Origin of the sequence: Streptomyces sp. 1114.5 (genome assembly GCF_003635085.1) — a bacterium.
Classification (GTDB): Bacteria; Actinomycetota; Actinomycetes; order Streptomycetales; family Streptomycetaceae; genus Kitasatospora.
Window position 1 is genome coordinate 2844352 of sequence record NZ_RBXE01000001.1, and the last position, 19914, is coordinate 2864265.

18 protein-coding genes are annotated in these 19914 nt (G+C 73.5%); 5 read left to right on the forward strand and 13 right to left on the reverse strand.

Translation table 11 applies throughout. The annotated features are described in order from the left end of the window. Positions 1-86: 86 nt before the first annotated feature. Positions 87-581: a DUF3145 domain-containing protein gene (locus tag BX285_RS12525; protein ID WP_097238046.1), complete on the forward strand. Its 495-nt coding sequence runs from the start codon at positions 87-89 to the stop codon at positions 579-581. Between the two features lie 65 nt (positions 582-646). Here the strand turns inward: BX285_RS12525 and fabF are convergent, their stop codons facing one another. From fabF to BX285_RS12550, 5 genes are all read right to left on the reverse strand, one after another. Then, the gene (fabF, locus tag BX285_RS12530) at positions 647-1912 is read right to left on the reverse strand and encodes a beta-ketoacyl-ACP synthase II (RefSeq protein ID WP_097238047.1); all 1266 of its coding nucleotides are present in this window, start codon (positions 1910-1912) and stop codon (positions 647-649) included. A 183-nt stretch (positions 1913-2095) separates the two neighbouring features. Beyond that, positions 2096-2338, reverse strand: a complete 243-nt coding sequence (locus tag BX285_RS12535) for an acyl carrier protein (RefSeq protein WP_097238048.1) — start codon at positions 2336-2338, stop codon at positions 2096-2098. Positions 2339-2417: 79 nt separating this feature from the next. After that, positions 2418-3449, reverse strand: a complete 1032-nt coding sequence (locus tag BX285_RS12540; protein ID WP_097238049.1) for a beta-ketoacyl-ACP synthase III — start codon at positions 3447-3449, stop codon at positions 2418-2420. Beyond that, positions 3446-4396 carry an ACP S-malonyltransferase gene (locus BX285_RS12545; RefSeq protein WP_097238050.1) on the reverse strand — a complete coding sequence of 317 codons (951 nt, stop codon included), beginning with the start codon at positions 4394-4396 and terminating at the stop codon, positions 3446-3448. Before BX285_RS12545 ends, BX285_RS12540 begins: the two co-directional genes overlap by 4 nt. A gap of 91 nt (positions 4397-4487) precedes the next feature. Continuing rightward, the gene (locus tag BX285_RS12550; RefSeq protein WP_097240271.1) at positions 4488-5684 is read right to left on the reverse strand and encodes a CdaR family transcriptional regulator; all 1197 of its coding nucleotides are present in this window, start codon (positions 5682-5684) and stop codon (positions 4488-4490) included. A gap of 207 nt (positions 5685-5891) precedes the next feature. Here BX285_RS12550 and BX285_RS12555 point away from each other — a divergent pair, with 207 nt between their 5' ends. Beyond that, on the forward strand, positions 5892-6668 hold the full coding sequence (locus tag BX285_RS12555) for a pirin family protein (RefSeq protein WP_097240272.1): 777 nt from the start codon (positions 5892-5894) through the stop codon (positions 6666-6668). Between the two features lie 11 nt (positions 6669-6679). Here BX285_RS12555 and BX285_RS12560 read toward each other — a convergent pair whose 3' ends face one another. Further along, on the reverse strand, positions 6680-7513 hold the full coding sequence (locus BX285_RS12560) for a serine hydrolase (RefSeq protein WP_097238051.1): 834 nt from the start codon (positions 7511-7513) through the stop codon (positions 6680-6682). Between the two features lie 132 nt (positions 7514-7645). Between BX285_RS12560 and BX285_RS12565 the strand changes: the two genes are divergently transcribed. Both BX285_RS12565 and BX285_RS12570 read left to right on the forward strand, forming a co-directional pair. Continuing rightward, positions 7646-8146, forward strand: a complete 501-nt coding sequence (locus BX285_RS12565; protein WP_097238052.1) for a MerR family transcriptional regulator — start codon at positions 7646-7648, stop codon at positions 8144-8146. Then, positions 8143-9156, forward strand: a complete 1014-nt coding sequence (locus BX285_RS12570; protein WP_097238053.1) for an aldo/keto reductase — start codon at positions 8143-8145, stop codon at positions 9154-9156. The genes BX285_RS12565 and BX285_RS12570 overlap by 4 nt, the downstream gene beginning before the upstream one ends. 76 nt (positions 9157-9232) lie before the next feature. On the opposite strand, the gene BX285_RS12575 is transcribed toward BX285_RS12570, so the two are convergent. Next, positions 9233-9811 carry a TIGR03086 family metal-binding protein gene (locus BX285_RS12575; protein ID WP_121175154.1) on the reverse strand — a complete coding sequence of 193 codons (579 nt, stop codon included), beginning with the start codon at positions 9809-9811 and terminating at the stop codon, positions 9233-9235. A gap of 101 nt (positions 9812-9912) precedes the next feature. Between BX285_RS12575 and BX285_RS12580 the strand changes: the two genes are divergently transcribed. Continuing rightward, positions 9913-10902 (forward strand): YafY family protein, encoded by a 990-nt coding sequence (locus BX285_RS12580; protein WP_121175155.1) that lies wholly within the window; start codon positions 9913-9915, stop codon positions 10900-10902. A 47-nt stretch (positions 10903-10949) separates the two neighbouring features. Here BX285_RS12580 and BX285_RS12585 read toward each other — a convergent pair whose 3' ends face one another. The 6 genes from BX285_RS12585 to BX285_RS12610 all read right to left on the reverse strand — a co-directional run bounded on the left by BX285_RS12585 (position 10950) and on the right by BX285_RS12610 (position 19848). Next, a complete protein-coding gene (locus BX285_RS12585) occupies positions 10950-12158 on the reverse strand; it encodes an alpha/beta hydrolase (RefSeq protein ID WP_121175156.1) in 1209 nt (402 codons plus the stop codon). A 212-nt stretch (positions 12159-12370) separates the two neighbouring features. Beyond that, entirely contained in the window at positions 12371-12706 is a 336-nt protein-coding gene (locus BX285_RS12590; RefSeq protein ID WP_097238057.1) for an MmcQ/YjbR family DNA-binding protein, read from the reverse strand. Positions 12707-12835: 129 nt separating this feature from the next. After that, positions 12836-15232, reverse strand: a complete 2397-nt coding sequence (locus BX285_RS12595; RefSeq protein WP_121175157.1) for a Dyp-type peroxidase — start codon at positions 15230-15232, stop codon at positions 12836-12838. A 31-nt stretch (positions 15233-15263) separates the two neighbouring features. After that, positions 15264-17204, reverse strand: coding sequence for a glyoxal oxidase (locus BX285_RS12600; RefSeq protein WP_259470508.1), 1941 nt, complete (start codon positions 17202-17204; stop codon positions 15264-15266). Positions 17205-17450: 246 nt separating this feature from the next. After that, positions 17451-18680 carry an acyltransferase gene (locus tag BX285_RS12605; RefSeq protein WP_121175159.1) on the reverse strand — a complete coding sequence of 410 codons (1230 nt, stop codon included), beginning with the start codon at positions 18678-18680 and terminating at the stop codon, positions 17451-17453. Between the two features lie 28 nt (positions 18681-18708). Beyond that, entirely contained in the window at positions 18709-19848 is a 1140-nt protein-coding gene (locus BX285_RS12610; protein WP_121175160.1) for an alpha/beta hydrolase, read from the reverse strand. Positions 19849-19914 lie beyond the last annotated feature (66 nt).

Genomic DNA, 19914 nt, shown 5'->3' on the forward strand with positions numbered 1-19914 from the left:
TGTCGGCTAACGTGGGTAACTGTGGATCAACTGCAGGCACGAGGCAGCTGGGGAAGGCGACCCTCGTCCACAGCCTGGAGGTCCCGGTGACGACACGTGGAGTTCTCTACATCCACTCCGCGCCCCGCGCGCTGTGCCCGCACGTCGAGTGGGCCGTCGCGGGGGTGCTCGGTGTGCGGGTGAGCCTGGACTGGATCCGCCAGCCGGCCGCACCCGGACATTGGCGTGCGGAGCTCTCCTGGCAGGGGGAGCCCGGCACGGCCTCGAAGCTCGCCTCCGCGCTGCGCGGCTGGCAGCTGATGCGGTACGAGGTGACCAGCGAACCCTGCGCCACGGCGGAGGGGGAGCGCTACAGCAGCACGCCCACCCTCGGCATCTTCCACGCCGTCACGGGCATCCACGGCGACATCCTGATCCCCGAGGACCGGTTGCGCGCCGTCCTGCTGCGCGCCCGTAGCGAGGGCGCCGACCTGGAGGCCGAGATCGCCCGGCTGCTCGGCAAGCCCTGGGACGACGAGCTGGAGCCGTTCCGGTACGCGGGCGAGGGCGCCCCGGTGCGCTGGCTGCACCAGGTGGTCTGAGAGAAGCGGGAACGACGGAGGGGCCGACGCTCTGCGCGAGCGTCGGCCCCTCCGTCGTGTGTGCGTCAGCGGGTGCGGAAGGCCAGCACCACGTTGTGGCCGCCGAAGCCGAACGAGTTGTTCAGCGCCGCGATCCGGCCCTCGGGCAGCTTGCGGGCCTCGCCGCGCACGATGTCCGCGTCCACGTCGTCGTCCAGGTCGTCGACGTTGATGGTCGGCGGGGCGAGACGGTGGTGCAGGGCCAGCACGGTGGCGACGGTCTCGATGCCGCCGGCGCCGCCCAGCAGGTGGCCGGTCATCGACTTGGTGGCCGAGATGGCAATGTGGTCGAGGTCGTCGCCGAGCTCCTTGCGGAGCGCCTTCAGCTCGGCGGTGTCACCCTGCGGGGTCGAGGTGGCGTGCGCGTTGACGTGCACGATCTCGGCCTTGTCCAGCTCGTTGCGCTCGAACAGGTCGGCCAGCGCGCGGGCCACGCCGGCGCCGGTGGGCTCGGGCTGGGCGATGTGGTGGGCGTCCGAGGACAGGCCCTGGCCCACGGCCTCGCAGTAGATCCGGGCGCCGCGGGCCTCCGCGTGCTCGATCGACTCCAGGACCACCACGCCGGCGCCCTCGCCCAGGACGAAGCCGTCACGGGCCTTGTCGTACGGGCGCGAGGCGTGCTCGGGGTCGTCGTTGTTCTTGGACATCGCCATCATGCTGGCGAACGCGGCGATCGGCAGCGGGTGGATCGCCGCCTCGGTGCCGCCGGCCACCACGACGTCGGCGCGGCCGGTGCGGATCATCTCGATCGCGTAGCCGATCGCCTCGGCGCCGGAGGCACAGGCGGAGACGGGGGTGTGCACACCCGCGCGGGCGCCGACCTCCAGGCCGACGTTGGCCGCCGGGGAGTTGGGCATCAGCATCGGGACGGTGTGCGGGGAGACCTTGCGGGCGCCCTTCTCCTTCAGCACGTCGTACTGGTCGAGGAGGGTGGTCACGCCGCCGATGCCGGAGGCGATGACGGTGCCCAGGCGCTCGGGGGCGAGCTTGGAGGACTCGTCGGTGGCGGGGGTCTCGTAGCCGGCGTCGGCCCAGGCCTCGCGGGCGGCGATCACGGCGAACTGCGCCGAGCGGTCCAGCTTGCGGGCCAGCGGGCGGGGCAGGATCTCGCCGGGCTCGACGGCGGTGCGCGCCGCGATCCGAACCGGCAGTTCCTCGGCCCACTCCTCGGTCAGGGCCGCCACACCGGACTTACCGGCGACCAGGTTCTCCCAGGTGCCGGCGGCGTCGGCGCCCAGCGGCGTGAAGGCGCCGATACCCGTGACGACCACGGTGCGATTTTCAGCGGTCACTGGTTTCTTCTTCTCTCACGTGTGCGGGGGGTCGGCGGGAGCCGAGGAAGGGCCCGGCCGGGCGCCCCGGTGGGGCGTCCCGGCCGGCTGGTCGGCCCGGCTCGCAGGAGTCGGGCCGACAGGTCAGCCGTCGGAGGCGTGCGGGACGCCGGACGGACTGGCCGAATCGAACGAGTCGATCGCTCAGGCGTTGGCGAGGATGTAGTCCACCGCGTCGCCGACCGTCTTCAGGTTCTTGACCTCGTCGTCCGGGATCTTGACGTCGAAGCGCTCCTCGGCGGCCACGACGACCTCGACCATGGACAGCGAGTCGACGTCCAGGTCATCGGTGAAGGACTTGTCGACCGCGACATCCTCGGTCGGGATACCGGCGATCTCGTTGACGATCTCGGCGAGACCTTCCAGAACCTCGTCCTTGGTAGCCATACTGGCTGCTCCTCTTCAGTGTTGAACGTGTCCGGCCGGCGGCCGGACACAGGCTTGTGGATCAGTGGGCGAAACGCGCCTAGGGGAGCGTAACGACTGCCGCGGCGTACACGAGACCCGCCCCGAACCCGATGATCAGCGCCAGGTCGCCGCTGTGGGCCTCGCCGGTCTCCAACATGCGTTCCATCGCCAGCGGGATGGAGGCCGCGGAGGTGTTGCCGGTCTCCGCGATGTCGCGGGCGACCGGCACCGACTCCGGCAGCTTCAGCGCCTTGATCATGGCGTCGGTGATCCGCATGTTGGCCTGGTGCGGGATGAACGCGCCGAGCTGGTCGGCGGTCACCCCGGCGGCGTCCAGCGCCTGCTGGGCGACCTTGGCCATCTCCCAGACCGCCCAGCGGAAGACCGGCTGGCCGTCCATCCGCAGGTACGGCCACTTCGTCTCCTCGCCCGGGCCGTTGACGGCGTCGGACTTGGCGAAGGCGGTGTCCCAGGCCGCTGTCTGGGTGATGACGTCGGCCTGCGAGCCGTCCGAACCCCAGATCAGCTTGCCGATGCCGGGAGTGTCGGACGGGCCGACGATCGCGGCGCCGGCGCCGTCGCCGAAGATGAAGGCGGTCGAGCGGTCCGACTTGTCGGTCAGGTCGCTGAGCCGCTCGACACCGATCACCAGCACGTACTCGGCGTTGCCGCCGCGGATCATGCCGTCGGCCAGGCCCAGGCCGTAGCCGAAGCCGGCGCAGGCGGCCGAGATGTCGAAGGCCGGGGCGTTGCCGCAGCCGAGCCGCTCGGCGATCTCGGTGGCGATCGCCGGGGTCTGCTTGAGGTGCGAGACCGTCGCGACGATCACGCCGCCGATCTGCTCGGGGGCGATCCCGGCCTGCGCGATGGCCTTGCCGGCGGCCTGCACCGACATCTCGGCGACGGACTCCTCCGGGCCGGCCCAGCGGCGCGCGGCGATCCCGCTGCGGGTGCGGATCCACTCGTCCGACGAGTCGATCCACTCCAGGACCTCGGAGTTGGGGATCACCCGGACCGGGCGGTAGCCGCCGACGCCGTGGATGCGCGAGTACTGCGCGCCCGTGGCGGGACGGATCTGGGGCTTGGTCATGCGGTGGTCTCCTGCTCCTGACCGCCGTGCTCGGCGACGAGCTCGCGGGCCTTGTCCAGGTCGGCGGGGGTCTTGAGGGCGAGCGTGGCCACACCCTTGAGGTTGCGCTTGAGCAGTGCGGTGAGGGTGCCCGCGGGGGACAGCTCGATCACGGCCGTCGCGCCCAGTCGGCCGAGGGTCTCCATGCACAGGTCCCAGCGGACCGGGTTGGAGACCTGCGACACCAGGCGCGCCAGCACCTCGGCGCCGGAGTCCACGACCCCGCCGTCCTTGTTGGAGACGTACCGGACCTGCGGGTCGGCCGCGGTCAGGGTCGGGGCCAGCTCGGCCAGCCGCTCGACACCCGGGGCCATGTGCTCCGTGTGGAACGCGCCGGCCACCTTCAGGGCGATCAGCTTGGCGCCGGCCGGCGGGTCCGCCTTCAGCGCCTCCAGCTGGGCCAGCGTGCCGGCGGCGACGATCTGGCCGCCGCCGTTGTTGTTGGCCGCGGTCAGGCCGTGTTCGGCCAGCTTCGCGGCGACGGTCTCCGGGTCGCCGCCGAGCACGGCGATCATGCCGGTCTCGGTGACGGCGGCGGCCGCGGCCATCGCCCGGCCGCGCTCACGGACGAAGGTCAGCGCGTCGTGGGCGCTGAGCACCCCGGCACCGGCGGCGGCGGTGATCTCGCCGACGCTGTGACCGGCCACGGCACCGACCTGCTTGCGGGCCAGGTCCTCGTCCGGGAAGAGCGCACGGGCGGTCACCAGGCCGGCCGCGACCAGCAGCGGCTGGGCGACGGCGGTGTCCTTGATCTCCTCGGCGGACGCCTCGGTGCCGGCGTGCACCAGGTCGAGCCCGGCGACCTCCGACCAGGCGCGAAGGCGGTCGGCGACACCGTCCAGCTCAAGCCAGGGGCTGAGGAAACCGGGGGACTGGGCACCCTGTCCAGGGGCGACGATTACGAGCACGGTTCAACCCTCTCTCGCCAGGCGCCCAGGGGCGGGTAGGCGACGGTAACGAAGAAAACCATCCGGGATTGTATGGTCCCTACACTCCGGCTCAGCCGGGCTCTCCGGCGTCCGTCAGCCGGCCGAGGGCCAGTGCGATCCGCAGCGTGAACGCCGAACGTACATCGGAGGGGGCGTACCCCGTGACGTCGGTCACACGTCGGAGCCGGTAGCGCACCGTGTTGGGGTGGACGAAGAGCATCCGCGCCGCCCCCTCCAGCGAGGAGGCCTGCTCCAGGTAGACACTCAGCGTCTCCAGGAGCGCCGAGCCCGCCTCGTCCAGCGGTGTGTAGATCTCCTCCACCAGCTGACGGCGGGCGGCCTGGTCCCCGGCGAGTGCGCGCTCGGGCAGCAGGTCGTCGGCCAGCACCGGGCGCGGGGCGTCCGGCCAGGCCGCGCAGGCCCGCAGGCCGGCCGCGGCGGCGTGCGCCGAGCGGGTCGCGGAGAGCAGGTCGGGCACGGTCGGGCCGACCACCACCGGGCCCGGCGCGAACTGGCCGATCAGCGCCCTGGCCGCCTGCACCGGCTCCTTCTCGCCGCCGACCACCACCACCAGGCGCTTGCCCAGCACCCCGGTCAGCACGTGCAGCTTGGCGTACCGGGCGGCCCGGCGGATCGCCTCCACCACCAGCTCGCTGTCGCCGTCCGGCGCGCTGCCCATCACCACCCGGATCTGGCTGGGCTGGCCCCAGCCGAGCGCCGCGGCGCGCGAGAGCACGCCCTCGTCGGCGTCGCCGGACAGCAGGGAGTTGACCACCAACGCCTCCAGCCGGGCGTCCCAGGCGCCGCGCGCCTCGGCCGCCTGGGCGTACACCTGGGCGGTGGCGAAGGCGATCTCCCGGGCGTAGACCAGCACCGACTCGCGCATGTCCGCCTCGTCGCCGGGGGCGGCCACCTCCTCGATGGCCTCCTCCATCACCTCGATCGTGGTGCGGATCAGCTCCACGGTCTGACGCAGGGTGATCGCCCTGGTCAGCTCGCGCGGGGCGGTGCCGAAGACGTCGGTGGAGATCGCCTTCGCGGACTCCGGGTGGCGGTACCACTCGGTGAAGGCGGCGATACCGGCCTGGGCGACCAGGCCGATCCAGGACCGGTGCTCCGGCGGCATCCGCCGGTACCAGCCGAGCTGGTCGTCCATCCGCGAGATCGCGGCGGTGGCCAGCTTGCCCGAGGACTTCTCCAGCCGCTTGAGCGTCGCCGCCCGGCGCTCGGCGCGCTCGGCGGCGGTTCTGCGCTCCTGCGCCGTCAGGCGGGGCGCCGCGCGGCCGGGACGGTCACGGCCCGACCGGGGAACCGGGCCCTTCCCGGTCGGTTCGGGTACGGGACTGGGTTCGCTCTGGGAGTTCGCGGAAGCGGCTGGCACAAGGACAAGACTGCCTCACCCGAGTGACTGCTCGTGCACACCCCGGGCGGAGCGGTCGGTGGCAAGGGTCACACCGCCGACTACGGTGGGTGCGTGACCGACGCCGCTGACCGCCCCCGTGCCGACCTGCGCCGCGCCGCCGAGCGCTACCGCTCCACCCCGGCCGAGGGCATCGAGACCCGACACGCCTTCTCCTTCTCCGGCCACTACGACCCGAAGAACACCCACTTCGGCGCGCTGCTCGCGTGCAACGAGGAACTCCTCGCCCCCGGCGCGGGGTTCGAGGAGCACAAGCACCGGGACACCGAGATCCTCACCTGGGTGCTGGAGGGCGCGCTGGCCCACCGGGACTCGCACGGCCACAGCGGGGTGGTCCGGCAGGGGATGGTCCAGCACCTCGGCTCCGGCTCCGGCGTCACCCACACCGAGCGCAACGTCGGCGGCGCCACCGGCCCGGTCCGCTTCGTCCAGATGTGGCTCCAGCCGGACGAGTTCGACGCGGACCCGGTGTACGGGCTGCGCAGGGTGGAACCGGCGGACGGCGCGTTGACGCTGCTCGCCTCCGGGCTGGCGCGCGACGCCGGGACCGACGCCCTGCGGCTGCGCCGCCGCGACGCCGCGCTCTGGCTGGTGACCGCCGGGCCGTGGCAGCCGCTGCCCGAACTGCCCGCGGCGCCCTGGCGGTACGCGCACCTGACGGCCGGCTCGCTGGGCTACCGGACCGTCCCGGGGCCCAAGGGCGGCGGCCGCTCGATGGCCCCGGGCGACAGCGTGCGGATCACCGGCGAGGCCTTCGCCGACCCGTCGGCGGGCGAGACCGGCGCGCAGCTCCTGCTCTGGGAGATGCACTCGCCGGTCTCGTACGGCTAGCGGGTGTCCGGCTAACGCTTCAGTTCGGCGAGCACCGCGTCGGAGAAGGCGGGCCAGGCCTCGACGGACCAAGGGCCGAAGTCCCGGTCGGTGAGCGCGATGCAGGCCGCGCCCACCTCCGGGTCGACCCAGAGGAAGGTGCCGGACTGGCCGAAGTGGCCGAAGGTGGCGGGGGAGTTGCCGGCGCCGGTCCAGTGCGGGCTCTTGCCGTCGCGGATCTCGAAGCCGAGGCCCCAGTCGTTCGGGCGCTGGTGGCCGTAGCCGGGCAGCACGCCGCCGGTGCCGGGGAAGGCGACCTCGCGGGTGGCCTGCCGGACGGTGGACGGGGCCAGCAGCTTGGGCGCCTGGAGCTCGGCGGCGAACCGGGCGAGGTCGGCGACCGTGGACAGGCCGCCGGCGCCGGCCGGGGACTTGTGCGCGGTGTTGATCAGGGTGTCGGCCATGCCCAGCGGCTCGAACACCGCCTCGGCGACGTAGCGGGAGAACTCGATCCCGGCGGCCTCGGACAGCGCCCGCGCCAGCGCGTCGAAGCCCGCGTTGGAGTAGAGCCGGCGGTTGCCGGGCTCGGCGAACACCCGGTCCTCGTCGAAGCCCAGGCCGGAGGTGTGCGCCAGCAGGTGGCGGACGGTCGCACCGGGCGGGCCGGCCGGGTCGTCCAGCTCGAAGACGCCCTCCTCGACCGCGACCAGCGCCGCGTACGAGGTGAGCAGCTTGGTCACCGAGGCCAGCGGGAACAGGTGCTGCTGCGGCCCGTGCGCCCCCAGCAGCGCGCCGTCCGCCCCCCGGACCACGGCCGCCGCGGCGTGCGGCACCGGCCAGTTCTCGATCACACGCAAGCTCTCCATGAGGCCCGACTGTAGTCGGGAGCGGGGAACGTGGTGGCGGGGGCACCCGGCTGCCGGGCCGGTCGGGCTTGCTTGGAGTGCACTCCAACTCGGTAGCGTTTTTCCCGTCGCACGAGACAGGGGAGACGATCCATGGCCGTACCCGCACGCATCGAGGCGGACCTGCGCAGCTGTTCCGAGGTGTACGGCGGCGCGCCGGGCGGTGATCCGGACCGGACCCCGCGGCACACCATCAGCGAGGTCGCGGTGGCGAGCGGGCTCACCGCGCACACCCTGCGCTGGTACGAGCGGATCGGCCTGCTGGACCCCGTCGACCGCGCGGCCGGCGGCCAGCGCCGCTACTGCGACGCCGACCTGCACCGACTGGCCTTCCTGGGGCGGCTGCGGCTGACCGGCATGTCCGTGGCCGACATGCTCAAGTACGTGGACATGGCCCGCCAGGGCGAAACGACCTACGAGGGGCGGCGCCGGCTGCTGGTGGCCCAGCGCGAGGAGGTCCTGCAGCGGATCGTCGACCTCCAGGCCACCCTCGCCGTCCTCGACTACAAGATCGATCTCTATGCCGGGAAGGTCGCCGAGAGCGGCGGCGCCCCGGCCGACCGCCAGTACCACCAAGAGGAGCAGAGCGCATGACTCACCCAGTCCTTCCCGCCGTCGAACTCGGTACCGGCGGCCCGCTGGTGGGCGTCCAGGGCCTCGGCTGCATGGGCATGAGCGAGTTCTACGGCCCGACCGACTCCGACGAGGCCGTCGCCACCCTGGACGCCGCCCTGGAGGCCGGTGTCACCCTGTTCGACACCGCTGACGCCTACGGCTTGGGCCGCAACGAGGAGTTCATCGGCCCCTTCGTCCGGGCCAACCGGGACAAGGTGGTGCTCGCCACCAAGTTCGCGCTCGTCCGCAAGGAGGAGGACCCGGGCTACCGGGGCATCAGCAACGACCCGGCGTACATCCGGGCCGCCGTCGACGCCTCGCTGCGCCGGCTCGGCGTGGACGAGATCGACCTCTACTACATGCACCGCCGCGACCCGGCCGTGCCGCTGGCCGACTCGGTCGGCGCCATGGCCGAGCTGGTCGCGGCCGGCAAGGTGCGCCACCTCGGGCTGTCCGAGGTGACCGGGGCCGAGCTGCGCGAGGCGCACGCCATCCACCCGATCGCCGCGCTGCAGTCCGAGTGGTCGGTGTTCGCCCGCGACGTCGAGCGCTCGGCGGTGCCGGCCGCGGCCGAGCTGGGCGTCACCTTCGTGCCGTACTCGCCGCTCGGGCGGGGCTTCCTGACCGGCTCCTTCCAGGACGCCGACCGCCTCGGGGCGGACGACGTGCGTCGGACCCAGCCGCGCTTCACCGGCGACAACGCGGTGGCCAACGCGGAACTGCTCGCCCCGCTGCGGGAGATCGCGGCAGCGCGCGGGGTGTCGCTCGCCCAGGTCGCGCTGGCCTGGGTGCACCAGCAGGCCGAGGTGCACGGGCTGACCGTCGTGCCGATCCCGGGCACCCGCAAGCGCAGCCGGCTCGCCGAGAACACCGCGGCGGCGACCCTGCGGCTCACGGCGGAGGAGCTGGCGCTGCTGGAGCCGGTCTCGGGCCAGGTGCGGGGTGGCCGCTACGCGGACATGGCCTTCACCTCGGTCGGGCGGGAGTAGCGGCCGGCGGGGCGGGCGGGCCCGGGGGAGTCGGCGACTTCCCGGGCCCTGCCCCTTGCCTCTTGCCCCTGGCCTCTCAGCTCGTGCGGCCCAGCCAGGCGGCCAGTCGGGCGTGGACGTCGGCGTCCTCGGCGACCGGCTGCACCTCGGCGAAGGGGACGCCCTCGACCCGGCTCTCGGGCGGCAGGACGACCTCGGCGATGGCCAGTGCGGTGTGCGCCAGGGCGTCGTCCCGCGCGAAGCCGCTGTCCAGGGCCTGCGCGATGTCCCAGCTGTGGGTCACCGCCTCCATCACGTAGCCGCCGACCACCATGGCGCCGGGCACCTCGCCCCAGGGCGCGACGGTCGGGCGGCCGAGCTTGGCGTCCTGCGCCCAGGCGGCGGTCGCCCGGGCGCGGGCGCGGCCCAGCGCGGCCGGCCAGCCGTCGTCCCCCGGGTCCTCGATGGCGGGCACGATGTCCTGGGACCGGCCGCCCTCACCCAGGTACGCGCAGCGGTGGATGCCGCCGACCACGTGGTTCAGCAGCTGCCGCAGCGTGAACTCGGTACAGGGGGTGGGCCGTTCGAGGTCGGCCGGGGTGATCGTGGCGACCAGCTTCTCCAGCTGGTCGAGGGCGAGCAGGTACTGCGGCCGGGCGTCCTGGACGGCGGTCATCTGCGGTCAACTCCCTGGTGTCGGGCGGTTCTTCGGGCTCGGAACGCAATCTCCCAGTAAAACCTGACAACGGCCGTCAGGATTGCTGGGATTCTTGGACCATGAAGGCCGACCGCCTGCTCTCGATCCTCCTGCTGCTCCAGACCCGCGGCCGGGTGTCCGCCACCGAACTCGCCGAGCGGCTGGAGGTGTCCGTCCGCACCATCTACCGGGACGTGGACTCGCTCTCCGCCGCCGGGGTGCCGGTGTTCACCGAGCGCGGGCGGCACGGCGGCATCGGCCTGCTGCCCGGCTACCGCACCGACGTCACCGGGCTGACCGCGGACGAGGCCAAGGCGCTGTTCGTGCTCTCCGCCCGCGGCGCGCACAGCGACCTCGGGCTGGACGGCGCGCTCGGCTCGGCGCTGCGCAAGGTGATGGCGGCGCTGCCCGCCCCGCACCGCCCGGCCGCCGAGCGGACCAGCGAGCGGATCCTGGTGGACCCGGCCCGGTGGATGCAGGGCGCCGCGCCGGGTGGCGCGCCCGGTCCGGACCTGGGCGAGCTTCAGTACGCGGTCTTCGCCGACCGGCGGCTGCGGCTGCGCTACCGGCACGGCGGGGCGCCCGGGCCGGTGGAGTACACCGTCGACCCGTACGGGCTGGTGAACAAGGCGGGCGTCTGGTACCTGGTGGCCGATCTGCACGGGGAGCCGCGGCTGTTCCGGGCGGACCGGGTGCTGGCCGCGGAGACCGCCGAGGAGGCGGTGCGCCGCCGGGCCGGGGTGGGGCTCGGCGACGCCTGGGCGGTGCTGCGCGAGCAGGTGGAGCGGCTGCCGGTGGAGGTGCCGGTCCGGGTGCGGGTCCGGCGCGGGCGGCTGGACATGTTCCTGCGGATCCACGGCGGCCGGGTCACCGCGCCGCCGCCGGAGGCGGTCCTCGGGCCGGCCGAGGACTGGGTGGAGGTGGCGATGGCCTTCCCGGCGCCGGCCGCCGTCCGCTCGCTGCTGGCGCTGGGCGCGGACGTGGAGGTGCTGGCCCCGCCGGCCGCCCGGCGCGAGCTGGCCCGGGCGGCGGCGGAGGCGCTGCGGCTGTACCAGGACCAGGGGCCGTAGGGCCTGTCCGGCCCCGGGAGTTGGGCGGCCCCGGGAGTTGGGCGGCCCTAGGAGTTGGGCCGGATCACGTCCTGGTAGTGGCCGAGCGAGATCGCCGCGAAGTTGTGCAGGCTGTCGGTGCCCTCGGTGAAGTAGCCGGTGTGGCCGACGGCGCGGGCCGAGGAGATCTGCTCGGAGCCGAAGCCGCTCGCGGTCGGGTCGGCGCCGTGGCCGAGCCCGCCGACCTCCAGGAACGGCACGTTGCCGATCCAGTCGCTGGGGTTGCGGGTGGCCCAGACGTGGACGCCGGTGCCCAGCTCGGCGGTGCTCTGCACGCCCATGCCGGGGCTGCCGAAGACCATCATGTCGGTGATGCCGGAGGTGTCGGACGGCGAGGCGGCCGCGCGCGGGATCTCGGGGGCGGCGGTGCCGCAGACCACCGAGCCGTACGAGTGGCAGAGCAGCGACGGGGGCGCGTCCGGGCGGGTGGTCTCCTTGAGCCCGGCGAGCAGCCGCTGCAGCCGGGGGGCGGCGACGTCGGCGAGCCGGGAGGTGGCCGCGTCCGGGCCGAGGCCGGAGGGGGTGACGTAACCGGTCCAGGACACCACGGCGGTACGGGTGCCCGGGGACTGGCGCTGCTCCTCGGCGTGGAGGGCGCGGGCCATGCCGGCCGGGGAGCGCAGCGGGTCGACGGCCTGGTCGAAGTGGCCGAGGTCGGCGTCCGAGCCGGGGACGACGACGGAGATCCGTTCGGCGTCGGCGAGGTCGCCCCACACCTCGGTGACCAGGCCGCGGCCGCGCGGGTCGAAGGCGAGGATCTGCCGACCGGGGGCGAGCAGGTGGTCGACGTCGTTGGCGCGGGAGACGGCCAGCGCGCGGGTGTCGGAGTCGAGCGTCCGGTCGGCGGCGCGGGTGCGGGCCTTGTCGCGTTCGGCGGCCAGGGCGATCCGGTTGGCGCGGTAGCGCAGGTCCAGCGGGGCGCCGTCGTAGTTGCCGACGACCAGCGGGTACGCCTGGATCAGCCGGTCGAGCTCGGTGGGCGCGAGCGAGGCGAAGAACTCGGCGGCGGCGGCCGGGGTGGTGGTGGCCGGGTCGGGCAGCGTTCGGCCGAAGGAGTGGTCCTGGATCCAGGCGGCGCTGCCGGCCGGGGGCGTGGAGATCGCCAGTTGCTCGGAGGAGACCGCGGCCGCTGCGGCCGAGGCGCCGGCGTCGGCCAGCACGGCACAGCCCGCGAACGCCCCGATCAGTACCCGCTTCCAGCGCCGACGGTTGCGCACCGCACCAACTCCCTTGGGGCCTGTCACCGTTTCACGGGCGGTGCCCGGAGGGTGCGATAGGACTGCTGACTTCCCTGCGCAAGCCTAGGGGGCCGGGAGGCACGCCGGGCACGCCTAAACTGTGGGATGGATCACATGAACCGGGAGTGTCCTTCCGGCGTCTCCCAGTGGTTCGGACGGCGGCGCGGGCGAGGGCCCGAACGGAGGGCCGCTCAGGCGTCGAACTCCCGGACCAGCCGCTTCGGTGCCGTCCGCCGCCAGGCCTCGGTGACCAGGTCGCGCAGCTCGTCCGGGTCGACCAGGCTCAGCCGGACGCTCACCCAGCCGTGCCGCCCGACGTAGGGGGCGGAGGAGAACACCTCGGGCTCGGCGGCGAGAAGTTCGGCCTGGTCCTCGGGAGAGGCCTTGACGGTGACCCGGTCCCCGTCGGGGGCGCCCATCGCGAAGATCCGGCTGCGGACCCGCAGCGTCTCGATGTCCCAGGTCGGCTCCTGGGCGGCCTCGGGCAGGGCCAGGGCCATCGCGCGGAATTCCTCGAACGTCACCATGGCGGCAGGTTAGGGCAAGGCACTGACGACGCGCCCCCGGTGTGCGCGTGGCGCACCGGGGGCGCGTGTTCCTCCGGCGTCCCGGTCGGGCGGTTTCGGCGTCCGGCCGGACCGGGTGTCGGTGTTGCGTCAGGACAGCGAGGCCCAGGCGTCGCAGGAGCGGTCGCCGGAGACCAGCCGGTCCGGGTGGCCGCTGCCGTCGGCGATCGAGATCCGGCGGTAGTTCTGGCCGCTGAACACCCAGTACTCGCTGCTCCCGCCGACCCGCTGGCAGTCCGGGACCGGCAGGAAGCAGTCCACCCGGTTCAGGCCGTTCAGCGAACCCCACTGGGAGAGTTCGCGGTCGGTGCGCTCGCGCACGTCGGTGTGGGCGGTGCCGTCGGCGATCGAGATCAGCCGGTACTGCTGGCGGCCGCCGGTGGTGTGGAAGCACCAGTACCAGCTCTTGCCGCCGACCCGCTGCTGGTCCGGGACGGGCAGCCAGCAGTCCACCTGGCCGACGCCACTGAGCGAGCCCCAGTAGGTGAGGTCGCGGTCGGAGCGTTCGAGGGCCGTGGTGTACCGGCCGCCGCCGCAGGTGATCGAGACCAGCCGGTACTGCTGGCGGCCGGCGGTGCTGTGGAACACCCAGTACACGCTCTTGCCGGCCGGGTCCTGCTGGTCGGGTACGGGCAGCACGCAGTCGACCCGGCCGACGTCGCGCAGACAGGTCCAGCTGGTCAGCCAGGTGTCGTCCTCGACCTTGCGGTCGGTGTGGGCGGTGCCGTCGGCGATCGAGATCAGTCGGCAGCGGTCGCCGTGGAACGCCCAGTACTGGCTCTGTCCGGCGCGGCGGTACTGGTCCGGGACGGAGACGAACTCGTCGCAGGGGTAGGCCTTCACCGGCTGGGGCCGGGGCTGGCCGCCGATCTGCCCGGTCTGGCCGCCGGTCTGGGTGCCGCTCTGGCCGGTCTGCCCGCCGACCGGGGCGAGCCGGCCCTCGCAGAGGCCGCGCAGGATGCTCAGGGAGGGCATGAAGGCGTACACCGAGCCGGTGGTCTGGACGAACTGCGCGAAGTTCAGCGGGGTGTGCCGGATCAGGCCGCCGGTGTCCCGGCTCTCGTAGTCGACGGGGGTGACCTCGCCCGTGTCCGGGTCGGTGCAGTTCTGGGTGACCGGGTCCCGGCCGGGGACGGGCCTGGGGTTCGCGTGCCCGGGCGGGGTGGTGTCCTGCGAGTTGCGGTTGGGCGGGAAGTTCGCCCGGTCCATCCAGCTGGCCTGGATGAACTCGAACTGCCGCTTGAGGTCCGCCTGGTAACAGACGAACAGCAGCCCGCGCGGGTCGTCGGGGCCGCCCGGGCCCTCGGAGGCCGGGTCGAAGGGTTCTCCGTACGGGGTGCCGCGCCGGATGATCCGCCGGCCGTTGAGGTCCTTGGCCGGGAACGGGGGCTTGTCCGGGCTCTCCTGCAGGCCGGCGCGCGGCTCGGTCTTGCGCAGGTGCGACCAGAGGGGGGTGACCAGGCCCTCCGGGTCGTCCGCGAAGTCGAAGGCGTTGTCCTTGGCGGCGGTCGGGTTGTTCGGGACGTCCCGGTCCGGGAAGTGGCAGACCGGGGCGCCGGAGCGCCAGCGGCCGACCATGCGAGCGGCCAGCCACTCGGTGGTGGCGTGGTCCGGGACGGCCTTGGCCGTCCGGAGCTCCCCCAGCTTGACCGCGACCTGCGACCACCAGCCGGGGACGTCCTGGGCGAGCCGGCGGACGACCTGGAAGGAGCCGTTGTGCGTCCAGGCCGGGTACTGGTCCTTGGGGAAACTGAACTGGTCGTTCTCCAGGCCGCAGATGAACTCGCCGGCCGGGATGATCCGGGTGCCGGGGTGGCCGTCCACCTGCTCCGGGTCGCTCGGGCTGGGCCGGTCGAACCCCTTGACGCCGGGCTCGCTGATGCCGTCCTTGAACCCGAAGTGCTCCTTGCCGCGGCGGCTGCCCAGGAGGGTCTTCGCGTTCTGCTGGTAGACGATCACGACGCGGCATTCGGCGGCGGCGATCCGCTGGGCCTCGACGGCCGCCTGCAGGTCCTTCTCGGTGTCCGCGGAGATCTTCAGGACGGCGTGGACGGACTGCGTCCTGCCGTTGCCGAAGAGCCAGTTCTCCGGGGAGTTGTCGCCGGTGTCGCCGAGCCCGCCGGCCCGTCGGGCCGCGCCCTCCTTGAACGCCTTCAGGCCGGTGTCGCCCTGCGGGAGCGTCGGGAGCGGGTCGGAGCCGGAGAGCATCAGCAGGCCCTCGTAGGTGAAGCTGATGCCGAGCCAGGTGGCGGTCAGCGACTTGGGGTCGTCGCCGCCGGACGCGGCCCTGGCTTCGCTGAACGCCTCGTTGAACGTGGCGACTTCGCGGGTGGTGGAGATCTGCGGGGTCAGCTTGCGGAGCCAGTCGCGCGCCCTGGCCGCATCCTCGAACTTGAGGAAGAGGATGCTGACGTTGTCCTTCTTGAAGCCGGCGAGGATGTCGCCCTGGATCTCTTCGCTCTCGCGCAGACTCAGGTCCGTTGCCATGGGTGGGGAGTTCCTTTCGGTGGGGGCGGGGTCAGACGGACGGGGTGAGCTGGATCCACTTCGCCTCGCTCGGCACGCCCTTGCCGTCGAGGAGGAAGATCATGTACCAGCCGGGCGGCGCGGCCTTGGCGTCCGGCGGGGCCTGCAACTGGATCCGGTTGCCGGCCTGGCTGGTGATCCGCAGGTCGAGGTACCGCTGGCTGGTGTTGACCGAGTGGGTGGAGGTGGTCGGCGCGAGCAGGACGGCCTTGACCACCTGGTCCGAGGTCGAGCTGGAGACCGTGAACTTCTTGTCGTAGCCGATCGGCACGGTCGGCGCGTCGTCCAGGTCGGGCCGGCTGCCCTGGTGCAGGTAGGCGGGCTCGTAGATCTCGATGGTGCCGTTCATGGTGACCGGCCCCGCGGTGCCGGGGATGCCGCTGACCGTGCGGTTGACGTCCGTGTTGTTGGCCAGCTGCTGGAGCTCGTCGCCGGTGACCAGGACGCGTCCGTCCGGCAGCACGACCGCGTTGGAGTGGTAGCCGCGCGGGAGGCGCTGGACCGGGCCGAGCTGCCAGTTGCCCTGGTCGTCGCGCAGCTCGATCTGGCGGTACTTGAGGTCCGCGTTGGGGTTGTACGGGCCGTTGCCGTAGTCGCGGATGTCGTAGGCGCCGTTGACGGTCATCAGCCGGCCGGTGGGCAGCAGGATGGTGTCGTCCTGGGTGCGGCCGAAGGCGCGGGACTTCTCGGCCGTCCAGGTGCCGTTGGAGAAGCGCAGGGTGCTCGGGTTGTCGCGGTCGCCGCCGAGGATCAGCGCGGAGTCCGGGCCGTTGGTGCCGTTGGGGAGCAGCACCGCGGAGCCGTAGTTGCGCTTGCGGCCGTCGGGGCGGGCCGCCAGGTCGCTGCGGGACTCGACGACCGGGTCGAACTTCCACTGCTCGGCGGGCTGGCGGCCGAACCCGTAGACGTTGCCGTCGTTGAGCGAGAACAGGTGCGGGTAGTCGGTGGTGAACGGGGCGTCCACCTTGAACCGGTCCACCGGGGTGTCGGTGGGCAGGTCGGTCTTCCTCACCGGGACGGCGAAGGGCTTGGCGGGGAAGCGCTCGACCACCGGGGTGGGGGTGCCGTAGCCGAGTTCGGACTGGCCGGACATGATCAGCTGGCGGCCGTCGGCGCCGGTCACCACGGAGGGGTACCAGCGGCCGACCGACATGTCGGGGTTGCGGGTCCAGGTCTCCGTCCACGGGTCGAAGATCAGCGAGAGCTTGGCGCCGGTGCCGCCGTTGCCGCCGAGGTTGCCGCCGAAGACGCCGAGCATGCCGTTGGGCAGGAAGGAGTGGCCGGAGCAGAAGAACGGCGCCGGGCGCTTCTCGCCGAGGCCGTCCGGCATGTCGACGACCGGCGGGTTGACCTGCTTGAACGCGTCCGGTCCGTAGTTCTTCCTCGGGTCCCAGAGGAACGCCCGGCCGGCGTTCTCCTTGCCGGTGGTCTGGGTGGGGGCGGGCTCCTTCTCCGGGTTGGTCTCGATCCGTTCGAAGGAGAAGAGCAGCACCTTGCCGGTCGGGAGGAGTGCGACGTGGTCGCCGAAGTCGGGGGAGTCGAAGTACTGCCTGAACGCGCCGAACACCGCCGGGTCGAAGGCCTTGTTGTGGTCGGCCTGGGAGGCCGTCAGCGCGTTGTACCGGTTGGTGCGGGTGGTCTGCGGGTAGTCGCCGATGCCGCGGATGGCGGCGCGCATCCGGGCGTGCTCCTCGGCGTGCTCCTGGCCGAGTGCCGCGACCTCGTCCTGCCGCAGTTCGGCCATCACCCGGGGGGAGTCGACGTGCGGGGCGAGGTCGTCGGCTCCCGGGGCGGCCGGTCCGCCGTGGGCGACGGCCGGGGCGACGGCGCTCAGCAGGGTGCCGGCGGTCACCGCGAGGACCACGGCGGTGCCCGCGAGCCGGCGGCGGGCCCGGGGCCGCGGCGACTGTGGGCGGGATGGGGGCATGGGCATGGGACTCCTCAGGAGCGGGGGTGGCTGGGGGTGTCGTCGAATGCGGACGGACGGGCCGAGGGGGGCGGGCACGCTCCTGCGAAGGTCGCCGACGGTCACAGGACATCACAGTGCGTGGTGGTTCGCATGCGGGTGCACTTCCCTGCTGCAACCCTCGGGTGAGGGGTGTGCAGACTGCCCGAAGGGGGCGTGGACCGACTGGTCCACGCCCCCTTCGTCCGGTGCTCCACCGGTGCTTCGGCAGGCTCACACCACGCCGAGCGCGTACGCCGCGAACAGCGCCGCCGCAGTGCCGGCCACCGCCTTCCCGGCCCGGGAGAAGGACGTCCACGGCCCGTCGAACCGCCGGGTGAACCACCCGATCGCCGCCAGGGCGACCCCGAACAGCGGAAGCAGCGCCAGCCGGGCGGCCACCCAGCCGAGCGAGTCCGGTGCGGTGGTCAGCCCCGGGACGGCGCCCAGCCCGGCCGCGCCCGGCACCGCCACCGCGAGCATCGCGCTCTGGTGCCAGCAGAAGATCGTCATCGCCGACAGGTTGACCACGACCACCGGCAGCCACAGCAGCGGACGGCCCGTCAGCAGCCGGCCCAGCCGCTCCCGCAGCAGCATCGCGGCGCCGCACTGGAACGCCGCCAGGGCGAGCACCAGCAGGGACGGCGGGTGCGAGTTGGTGCGCTCGGCCCCGGGCACGCCGACCATGCTGGCCGGGTAGTGGAACACCAGCAGCAGCACCGCGAACAGCGCACCGCCGCCGAGCAGCAGCACCCGGGCCGCCGGGCGGCCGAGCCGGCCCTGCGCCCAGAGCACGCCCAGCTGGTAGCCGAACAGCCACCCCGGCAGGATGTTCAGCAGCGCCACCCAGGACGGCACGGCCTGCGCCCACGGCCCGTACCGCAGCAGGTCGACGGCGGCGACCGAGACCACCAGCAGGCCCGCCGACCAGCCGCCCAGCCGGCGCCCGGCGGCCACGCAGAGCGGGGTGAGCGCGGTCAGTCCCAGGTAGACGGCGATGTACCAGAGCGGCTGCACCACCAGCGTCGCGCCGGTGCGCACGGTGTCCGCGGGCACACCGAGCGCGGGCAGCAGCGGGACCAGCAGCGCCCAGACCGCCGTCACCCCGAGCACCGGGCGCAGCAGTCGCACCGAACGGCTGCGTAGCCAACTGCCGTAGGTCTCACCGCGGTTCCGGGCCCGTTCCAGTGAGCGGACCGAGGAGTGGCCGCCGACCAGGAAGAACACCCCGAGCATCTGGAGGCCCCAGCTGATCGGGGCGAAGAAGCCGAGCGAGGAGAGCGGGCTGGCGTTGTGCAGGGCGCCGTCGGGGGAGAGGGTGAAGCCGCCGAGCATCCAGTGCCCGACCGGGACGGCGAGCAGGGCGAGGGCGCGCAGTCCGTCCAGGGCGCGGTCGCGGGTGGCGGGCGTCTGCGCGTCGACCTTCTCGGCGGCGCGGCGCAGGGTGGCGAGCGGGTGGGCCATGTCGGTGCTCCTTCCGGGAGGTGCGGGGTCAGCTGCGGCCGAGGGCGACGGCGGCGTAGGCGGCGAGGGAGGCGGTGCCGGGGGCGAAGTAGCCGGTGTGGCCGTGGGATCCGGTGGCGGGCAGCGGGCGGGCGCCGAAGCCGGGGGCGGTCGGGTCGGCGCCGTGGCCGAGGCCGAGCAGCCGGACGTTGGGCACGTCGCCGATCCAGTCGGAGCCGTTGCGGGCGGTGGCCCAGAGCGGGACGCCGTGGTCGAGGTCGGCGGCCGAGTCGACGCCCATGCCGGGCGAGCCCAGCACCACGAGGCCGGAGGCCCGGGCCGGGCTGGGGTGGGCCAGGCCGCAGACCACCGAGCCGTAGCTGTGGCAGAACACCGTGGGCGGGGCCTCGGGGCGGGTGCTGACGGCGAGTCCGTCCAGCAGCCGGGTCAGCCGGGTGGCGCCGGCCCGGGCGAGGTCCTCGGTGGCGGCGTCCACGCCGAGGCCGACCGGGGTGGTGTAGCCGGCCCAGGCGATCACGGCGGTCTGCGTGTCGGCGGCCTGCTGCTGCTCCTCGGCGCGGAGGGCGCGGGCCATGCCGGCGGGAGTGCCGTACGGGTCGGCGGTGCGGTCGAAGCGGAGCAGGTCGATGTCCGAGCCGGGGACGATCACGGCGGTGCGGCGGGCGGTGGCCAGGTCGCCGTACACCTCGGCGACCTGGCCGCGGCCGCGCGGGTCGAAGGCGAGGATCTGCCGGTCGCCGTCCAGCAGGGTGCGGTAGCGCTCGGCGCGGGTGCGGGCGGCCTCGTGGTCCTGCGGGGTGAGGGAGGGGTCGGTGGCGCGGGCGAGTTCGCGGGTGCGTTCGGCGGCGAGGGCCAGGGCGTTGGCCCGGTAGCGGAGGGCGACCGGGGCGCCGTCCAGGTTGCCGACCACCAGCGGGTGCCGGGCGGCCAGCGCGTCCTGCTGGTCCTGGGGCAACTCGGCGAAGAACGAGGCGACTTGGGCCGGGGCGGCGGTGGCCGGGTCGGGCAGTCGCAGGCCGAGCGAGGTGTCGGCCGTCCAGGCGGCGGTGCCGGGCGGCGGTCCGGTGAGGGGGGTCTGGGTGTCGGCGGCCCAGCCGCCCGCGCCGAGCACCGCGGCCAGTGCCACCGCGGCGGCGGCGATCGTCCGTCCGGCCCGAAATCTGCGCATGTCCCTGCTCTCCCTCGTCCGTTCGACTGGCGACGGAGAGGAAGGTAGGGACGCGACGGCCCCGCG

Coding starts and splice junctions, on each gene's coding strand:
- BX285_RS12535 (WP_097238048.1), bottom strand. CDS start 2,338: ATGGCTACCAAGGACGAGGTTCTGGAAGGTCTCGCCGAGATCGTCAAC.
- BX285_RS12540 (WP_097238049.1), bottom strand. CDS start 3,449: ATGACCAAGCCCCAGATCCGTCCCGCCACGGGCGCGCAGTACTCGCGC.
- BX285_RS12560 (WP_097238051.1), bottom strand. CDS start 7,513: ATGGAGAGCTTGCGTGTGATCGAGAACTGGCCGGTGCCGCACGCCGCG.
- BX285_RS12565 (WP_097238052.1), top strand. CDS start 7,646: ATGGCCGTACCCGCACGCATCGAGGCGGACCTGCGCAGCTGTTCCGAG.
- BX285_RS12570 (WP_097238053.1), top strand. CDS start 8,143: ATGACTCACCCAGTCCTTCCCGCCGTCGAACTCGGTACCGGCGGCCCG.
- BX285_RS12575 (WP_121175154.1), bottom strand. CDS start 9,811: ATGACCGCCGTCCAGGACGCCCGGCCGCAGTACCTGCTCGCCCTCGAC.
- BX285_RS12580 (WP_121175155.1), top strand. CDS start 9,913: ATGAAGGCCGACCGCCTGCTCTCGATCCTCCTGCTGCTCCAGACCCGC.
- BX285_RS12590 (WP_097238057.1), bottom strand. CDS start 12,706: ATGGTGACGTTCGAGGAATTCCGCGCGATGGCCCTGGCCCTGCCCGAG.
- BX285_RS12595 (WP_121175157.1), bottom strand. CDS start 15,232: ATGGCAACGGACCTGAGTCTGCGCGAGAGCGAAGAGATCCAGGGCGAC.
- BX285_RS12600 (WP_259470508.1), bottom strand. CDS start 17,204: ATGCCCATGCCCCCATCCCGCCCACAGTCGCCGCGGCCCCGGGCCCGC.
- BX285_RS12605 (WP_121175159.1), bottom strand. CDS start 18,680: ATGGCCCACCCGCTCGCCACCCTGCGCCGCGCCGCCGAGAAGGTCGAC.
- BX285_RS12610 (WP_121175160.1), bottom strand. CDS start 19,848: ATGCGCAGATTTCGGGCCGGACGGACGATCGCCGCCGCCGCGGTGGCA.